The sequence below is a fragment of the Mycobacteriales bacterium genome (assembly GCA_035550055.1).
Lineage (GTDB): Bacteria > Actinomycetota > Actinomycetes > JAFAQI01 > JAFAQI01 > DASZTV01.
In genome coordinates, this window is sequence record DASZRO010000079.1 from 1 (window position 1) to 6,414 (window position 6,414).

The window sequence follows — 6,414 nt, forward strand, 5'->3', positions numbered from 1 at the left end:
GCGGTCCTGACGGGATTTGAACCCGCGACCTCCGCCTTGACAGGGCGGCGAGCACTCCAGCTGCTCCACAGGACCTCGACTTGCGGTACCCCCAACGGGATTCGAACCCGTGTTACCGGCGTGAAAGGCCAGCGTCCTAGGCCACTAGACGATGAGGGCGAGAATCCCTCGGCGTCCGCCGTCGGGGACCGTACAAGTGTAGGGGACGATTCGACCGGCGTGTTGGCGGCAGCGGAGGAGCGCCTGATGACAGTGGACGAGGTCCGCTACGAGCGTCGCGGGGCGGCGGCGTTGGTGACGATCGACCGGCAGCATCGACGTAACGCGATCGACGGCGCGACCTCGGACGCGCTGGTGGCCGCGCTCGACTCGTTCGAGGCAGACGATGCCGCCCGCGTCATGGTGCTGACCGGCGCCGGCGAAGCCTTCTGCGCCGGCGCAGACCTGACCGCGATCGAGACGCTCGAACCGCGGCTGCGCCGCGGCGAGGGCCCGCTCGGCTTCACCCGCCGGGTCGCCGCGAAGCCGACCATCGCCGCGATCGACGGGTGGGCGGTGGCCGGCGGGCTGGAGCTCGCCGCCTGGTGTGACATCCGTGTCGCCTCCGGTCGGGCCCGGTTCGGCTGCCTCGAGCGCCGCTTCGGCGTACCGCTGATCGACGGCGGCACGTGGCGGCTGCCCCGCATCGTCGGGTTCGGCCGCGCGATGGAGCTGGTCCTCACCGGTCGTCTGGTCGACGCCGACGAAGCTCTCGCCATCGGTCTCGTGACGGCGGTCGTCGACGATCCGGTCGCGCACTCGCTGGCGATGGCCGAGCAGCTGGCGACGTACCCGCAGGAGACGATGCTGTCCGATCGGCGCTCCATGTACGACGGCTACGGCCACCCGCTCGAGGAGGCGCTGGACATCGAGGCCCGTCACGGCAGCCAGGTGCTGCTGGTCGGCCGTGAAGGAGCGAAGCGGTTCGCCGGCGGTGAGGGCCGCGGCGCGACCGGCGTCTGACGGTCTGCTCCGCGTCCGGCCGCAGGAACCGCCGCCGCGACGTGGAACGTCACCCGGGGGACATGACAGGGGAGGGACTGTGTCGTATCTGAAGTCGCAGCCGTATCTGCCGGCGGAGGGGACGGAGTTCTGCGACTACATGGAACGCGTCATCAACGGGGTCACCGACCTGCAGCGTGAGGGACGCGTGCCAGGCGACGAGGGCGTCGACGGGCTCGTGGCGCTGTGGCGAGTCGTGACCCGGCAGGTCCGTGCCGACATCAACGCCGCCGGACCGGCGTCGACCCGGCAGATCACCACGACGATCCCGATGACGGCTGCGGAGTTCCAGCAGAGCTCGTCGATGTTCGAGACCTTCTACCAGCTGCTGCGGATCCTGGAGATGCGCGGCGCGATCGACCTGCGGCGCAGTGAGGGAGTGACCCGCGTCGTCATGGCCGTCTACAACGGCACGATCATCTGAGGCCTTGCCCGGCTGCTTACGCTCGGAGCATGTGCCGCAGCATCAAGACCCTGCACAACTTCGAGCCACCGGCGACCGCTGAGGAGGCACGCGCCGCCGCGTTGCAGTACGTCCGCAAGCTCAGCGGGACCGCGAAGCCGTTGAAGGAGAACCAGGCGGCCTTCGACCACGCGGTCGAGCACATCACCGCGGTTACGATCGAGCTGCTCTCCTCGCTGACCACGTCGGCGCCGCCGAAGAACCGTGAGGTCGAGGCCGCGAAGGCGCGCGCTCGTGCCGCTCAGCGTTACGCGTCCTGACGCCGGGCGGCGTACCACCGCTTCCTGTGTCTGACCGGGACGCTGCTCAGCTCTCGTCGACGCAGTACTTCCCGTGCAGCGGCTGGTGCGCCGAGGAGTCGCCGACGTTGATCGAGTAGCAGCCCGGCACGACTCGCCATCCGTTCGCTTTGGTGTTCCAGTAGGAGAACGAACGCCGGTCGAGCTGGAGTGTGACGACCTGGTGCTGGCCGGGTTCGAGGGTGACCTTCTGGTAGCCCTTCAGCTGCAGCGGCGGCTCGTGGGCCGCCTTCGGGTCGCCGACGTAGAGCTCCGCGACCTCCGCACCCGACCGGGTGCCGACGTTCGTCACCGTGAACTGTGCCGTCGCGCCGCTTGCGGTCGGGTGAACGCTGAGCTGGGAGAACCGGAACTTGGTGTAGGACAGCCCGAAGCCGAACGGGAACAGCGGCGTGATGTGCTTCGCGTCGTACCAGCGGTAGCCGACGAGCAGGCCCTCGCTGTAGTGCGACTGCGGCACGCCGTGCTTGTCGGGCACACCCGGCCACTGCTTGGCCGACTTGATCGGGTCTTGGCTGACCGACTTCGGGAAGGTGTAGGGCAGCTTGCCGGACGGGTCGACGTCGCCGAAGAGCAGCGCCGCCGCGGCGTTGCCGTCCTGCTCGCCCGGGTACCACATGTCGAGCACCCCTTTGACCTGGTTGAGCCAGGGCATCGCGATCGGACCGCCGGCCTGCACGACCACGATCGTGTTGGGGTTGGCCGCTGCGACCGCCTCGACCAGCTTGTCCTGGTCGGGGCCGACCGCGGGCAGACAGGTCAGCGTGCAGGCGGTGTCGACGGCGCTGAGTGACTTGCGGTCGACGCCTTCGGTCTCGCCGTCGCCGATGAAGACCACCGCGGTCCTGGCCGCCTTCGCGGCGAGGACGGCGTCGGCGATCGTGAGGCCCGGCGCGGGTACCACGAGGTCGCCGTTCGCCTCCGCGCGCAGCGTGATGGCGGACAGTGGGTCCACGACGTCGGGGTTGACGCCGGCGAGCGGCACCTTGGAGCTCCCGCCGCCCTGGTAGTCCAGCTGTGCGCCGACCGGCGTCGCGGGCAGGCCGATGACGGCAAGGCTCTGGTCGGTTCCTTGCAGTGGCAGCGCGCCGTCGGCGTCCTTGAGCAGCACCGCGCCACCCTCCGCCGCTTCGAGCGCGACCGCTTTCTCCTGCGGCGTGTTGACGTCAGCGGTCACGGCCAGCGGCGCGGATGGGGGCGGGTCGTCGAACACGCCGGCCGAGAACAGGCCGTACATGATGCGCTCCACCATCTGGTTCACGGTGGCGATCGAGACCTGGTGGGCGGCGATCGCGGCCTGCATCGCCTTCGGGGCGAAGTAGGTGCCCGCAGTGATGTTCTGCTCCTGGTCGAGGCCGTTGTTGGCCGCCGCGACCGTCGAGTGCGTCCCGCCCCAGTCCGACATCACCCAGCCCTTGAAGCCGAACTCCTTGTCCAGGACGGTCCGCAGCAGGTAGCGGTTCTGGCAGGCGTCGACGTTGTTGACCAGGTTGTAGCTGCACATCACCGAGGCGACGTGCGCCTGCTTCACGGCGGCCTCGAACGCCGGCAGGTCGATCTCCTGCATCGTGCGCACGCTGGCGTCCGAGGAGTCGGTCATCCGGTCGGTCTCCTGGTCGTTGAGCGCGTAGTGCTTGACCGTGGCGGCGACGTGCTGGCTCTGGATGCCCTCGATCTCGGCCGCGCCGGTCTGACCGGCCAGGTAGGGGTCTTCCCCGGCGTACTCGAAGGAGCGTCCGGCGAGCGGGTTGCGGGTGATGTCCACGCCGGGCGCGAGCTGTACGTCGACGCCCTTGTGCCAGGCCTCCCAGCCGAGGGCGGCGCCGACCTTGTACTGCATCGCGGTGTCCCAGCTGGCGGCCTGGGTGATCCCGTCGGGGAACGCGGTCACGAGCAGCTGGACGTCGCCGAGCCCGGCGCCGGCGTCGTTGGACACCTGCTCGGGGATGCACAGGGACGGGATCGCCGGGACGTCGTTGGCGGCGCCGTAGTGGGTGATGTCGCCGCGCCCGTACAGCTCGCTGATCTTCTGCGCGAGGGTCATGCGCGCCACCACCATGTGGGCCCGCCGGCTCGCCGACAGGTGCGGGTTCAGCCACGGGCAGGCCGCGGACGCCGAGCCGGCAGCCGGGGCGGCTGAGGCTCCCGTGGCGGTGGCCAGTCCGATCCCGGAAGCGGCGAGGACGGTGGTGGCGAGAAGGATGCGAAGAGGTCGGGTGTTGCGCTGCACCCAGTGATCTTCGCCGTTCGAGTGCCATTGCCTGCGCGAATCGTGCTCCAGTAGCGTCCTGACCGAGGCGGGGACTCGGCAGGCACGGGAGGGCGCGGTCATGGGACTGCTCGACAAGGTCAAGGGCCAGTTCATCGACATCGTCGAGTTCCTCGACGACAGCCGGGACACGATCGTGTGGCGCTTCCCACGCCAGGGCAACGAGATCAAGATGGGTGCCCAGCTGGTCTGCCGCGAGGGCCAGGCGGCGGTGTTCGAGAACGAAGGCAAGATCGCCGACGTCTTCCAGCCCGGCACCTACACCCTCGAGACCCAGAACATGCCGATCCTGTCCGACCTCAAGGGCTGGAAGTACGGCTTCAACTCCCCGTTCAAGGCCGAGGTCTACTTCGTCGGGACCCGGCTCTACACGGACATGAAGTGGGGGACGCAGGAGCCAGTCACCATCCGCGACGCCGAGTTCGGCATGGTGCGGTTGCGTGCGTTCGGCACGTTCGCGCTCCAGGTCACCGACCCGGCGGCGTTGCTGCGCCAGCTCGTCGGGACCGACCCGAACTTCACCACCGAAGAGGTGCAGGACTTCCTGCGCGAGAAGATGGTCAGCGAGGTCGGTACGGCGCTGGCGACCTCCGGCGTACCGATGCTGGACCTCGCCGCAAACCAGCAGAAGATCTCCGAGACGCTCGCCGGAACCCTGACGACCGCCTTCGCCGACATGGGCGTGTCGATCCCGAAGTTCATCATCCAGAACATCTCTTTGCCGCCAGAGGTCTCGGCGATGCTGGACAAGCGCACCGAGATGGGGGTGCTCGGCAACCTCGACCAGTTCACGAAGTTCCAGGCGGCCAGCGCCATCACCGAGGCGGCGCAGAACCCGGGCGGTGTCGCGGGCGCCGGTGTCGGGCTCGGCGCGGGCCTGGCGATGGGCCAGCAGATGGCTGCCGCGATGCAGCCGCAGACCACCACGTCAGCCGCCGCCGGATCCGCGCCGCCGCCGCTGCCGACCGCGGCTGGTTTCTACATCGGGGTGAACGGCCAGCAGGTCGGCCCGTTCGCGGTCGGCGACCTCCCGGCGCAGGTGGCCAGTGGGCAGCTGACTCCGGACACCCTGGTGTGGCGGCAGGGCATGGCCGCGTGGGCGCGCGCGGCCGATGTGCCCGAGGTCAACTCGGCCTTCGGGGCAGCGCCGCCGCCGCTGCCACCGGAGACACCGCCGGCACCTCCCGCCCCGCCGTCGGCCTGATCCGGCGAACCGGCGGCTCGTGATGACGACGCCTCCTCAGGACCCGTCCTTCCAAGGCAGCAGCTGGGGCTCGTCCCCTGAGCAGCCGTACTTCGCCGGCAGTGCGAGTGCCCCGCCGCCCGTGCCACCGCCGGCTGCACCGCCGATGCCACCGCCGGCCGTGCCGGGCCAGCCGACCGCGGCCGCGCCGCCCGCACCACCGGCGGCGCCCGCGCCGCCCGCGCCGCCCACACCTCCTGCACCGACGGGTGAGGACGGCACCACGGCGTTGCTGTCCGTCGCGTGCAAGTCCTGCGGATCGCAGATGAAGTACGCCCCCGGCACCACGAGCCTGAAGTGCCCGGCGTGCGGCGCCGTACAGGCGATCGAGGCGACCCGCCAGGTCGAGGAGCACTCCTACGACGCGTGGGCGGCGGTCCCGGAGAAGCGGGTCGCGACGATCGGGAAGGTCGTCGTGAAGTGCCAGGGCTGTGGGGCGACGACGGAGACCGACCAGCTCGCCGGCGCCTGCCAGTTCTGCGGCGGCGCGCTGCTGCCGGTCACCGAGCCCGAGGGGCTGATCGCGCCCGAGGCGTTGCTGCCCTTCGCGGTCGCCAAGAAGGGCGCCAACGAGGCGTTCGGCAAGTGGGTGAAGTCGCGCTGGTTCGCTCCGAACGCGCTGAAGAAGGTCGGCTCGACGGAGGCGCTCAAGGGCACCTACGTCCCGCACTGGACCTACGACGCGGCGACGCAGACGCACTACACCGGCGAGCGCGGCGAGGCGTACTACGTGACGGTCGGCTCCGGGAAGGAACGCCACGAGGAGCGCCGCGTCAACTGGTATCCGGCGTCGGGAAACGTCTCTCGCAACTTCGACGACGTCGTCGTACCGGCCAGCGGCATCCTGCCTGCCGCGAAGCTGGACAAGATGGGCCCGTGGACGACGTCTCAGGCGTTGCCGTTCGACCCGCAGTACCTCGCGGGTTACACCGCGGTCCGGTACGACGTCGATCCTGACACCGGCCTCGTCGCCGCCAAGGGCAAGATGGAGCACGTCATCCGGGGTGACTGCTGCGCCGACATCGGCGGCGACGAGCAGCGGGTGACTTCCATGCAGGTGCAGTACTCGGCGCTGATGTTCAAGCTGATGCTGCTGCCG

At 69.8% G+C, this 6,414-nt stretch carries 7 protein-coding genes and 2 tRNA genes; 5 read left to right on the top strand and 4 right to left on the bottom strand.

Annotated features, from left to right (window positions below; all coding sequences use genetic code 11):
- Nucleotide 1: 1 nt before the first annotated feature.
- Both VG899_11580 and VG899_11585 read right to left on the bottom strand, forming a co-directional pair.
- Nucleotides 2-75: transfer RNA gene (locus VG899_11580), tRNA-Asp, on the bottom strand.
- Nucleotides 76-86: 11 nt separating this feature from the next.
- Nucleotides 87-159, bottom strand: a tRNA-Glu gene (locus VG899_11585).
- Between the two features lie 87 nt (nt 160-246).
- Here VG899_11585 and VG899_11590 point away from each other — a divergent pair.
- The 3 genes from VG899_11590 (at nt 247) to VG899_11600 (ending at nt 1,764) form a co-directional block, all read left to right on the top strand.
- Nucleotides 247-1,002: a crotonase/enoyl-CoA hydratase family protein gene (locus VG899_11590; protein HWA66998.1), complete on the top strand. Its 756-nt coding sequence runs from the start codon at nt 247-249 to the stop codon at nt 1,000-1,002.
- A 79-nt stretch (nt 1,003-1,081) separates the two neighbouring features.
- Nucleotides 1,082-1,465, top strand: coding sequence for a hypothetical protein (locus VG899_11595; GenBank protein HWA66999.1), 384 nt, complete (start codon nt 1,082-1,084; stop codon nt 1,463-1,465).
- 29 nt (nt 1,466-1,494) lie between these two features.
- A complete protein-coding gene (locus tag VG899_11600; protein HWA67000.1) occupies nt 1,495-1,764 on the top strand; it encodes a DUF2277 domain-containing protein in 270 nt (89 codons plus the stop codon).
- A 46-nt stretch (nt 1,765-1,810) separates the two neighbouring features.
- Here VG899_11600 and VG899_11605 read toward each other — a convergent pair whose 3' ends face one another.
- Complete coding sequence (locus VG899_11605; protein ID HWA67001.1) at nt 1,811-4,033, bottom strand: glycoside hydrolase family 3 C-terminal domain-containing protein; 2,223 nt, start codon at nt 4,031-4,033, stop codon at nt 1,811-1,813.
- A 100-nt stretch (nt 4,034-4,133) separates the two neighbouring features.
- Between VG899_11605 and VG899_11610 the strand changes: the two genes are divergently transcribed.
- Nucleotides 4,134-5,276, top strand: a complete 1,143-nt coding sequence (locus tag VG899_11610; GenBank protein HWA67002.1) for an SPFH domain-containing protein — start codon at nt 4,134-4,136, stop codon at nt 5,274-5,276.
- A 36-nt stretch (nt 5,277-5,312) separates the two neighbouring features.
- Here the strand turns inward: VG899_11610 and VG899_11615 are convergent, their stop codons facing one another.
- Entirely contained in the window at nt 5,313-5,603 is a 291-nt protein-coding gene (locus VG899_11615; GenBank protein HWA67003.1) for a hypothetical protein, read from the bottom strand.
- Here VG899_11615 and VG899_11620 point away from each other — a divergent pair.
- On the top strand, nt 5,581-6,414 hold an 834-nt coding region (locus VG899_11620), incomplete at its 3' end, for a hypothetical protein (protein ID HWA67004.1). The two genes, VG899_11615 and VG899_11620, sit on opposite strands and share 23 nt — an antisense overlap.

Excerpts from the sequence above, each read along its gene's own strand:
- VG899_11590 (HWA66998.1), top strand. The coding sequence starts at position 247 with ATGACAGTGGACGAGGTCCGCTACGAGCGTCGCGGGGCGGCGGCGTTG.
- VG899_11600 (HWA67000.1), top strand. The coding sequence starts at position 1,495 with ATGTGCCGCAGCATCAAGACCCTGCACAACTTCGAGCCACCGGCGACC.
- VG899_11610 (HWA67002.1), top strand. The coding sequence starts at position 4,134 with ATGGGACTGCTCGACAAGGTCAAGGGCCAGTTCATCGACATCGTCGAG.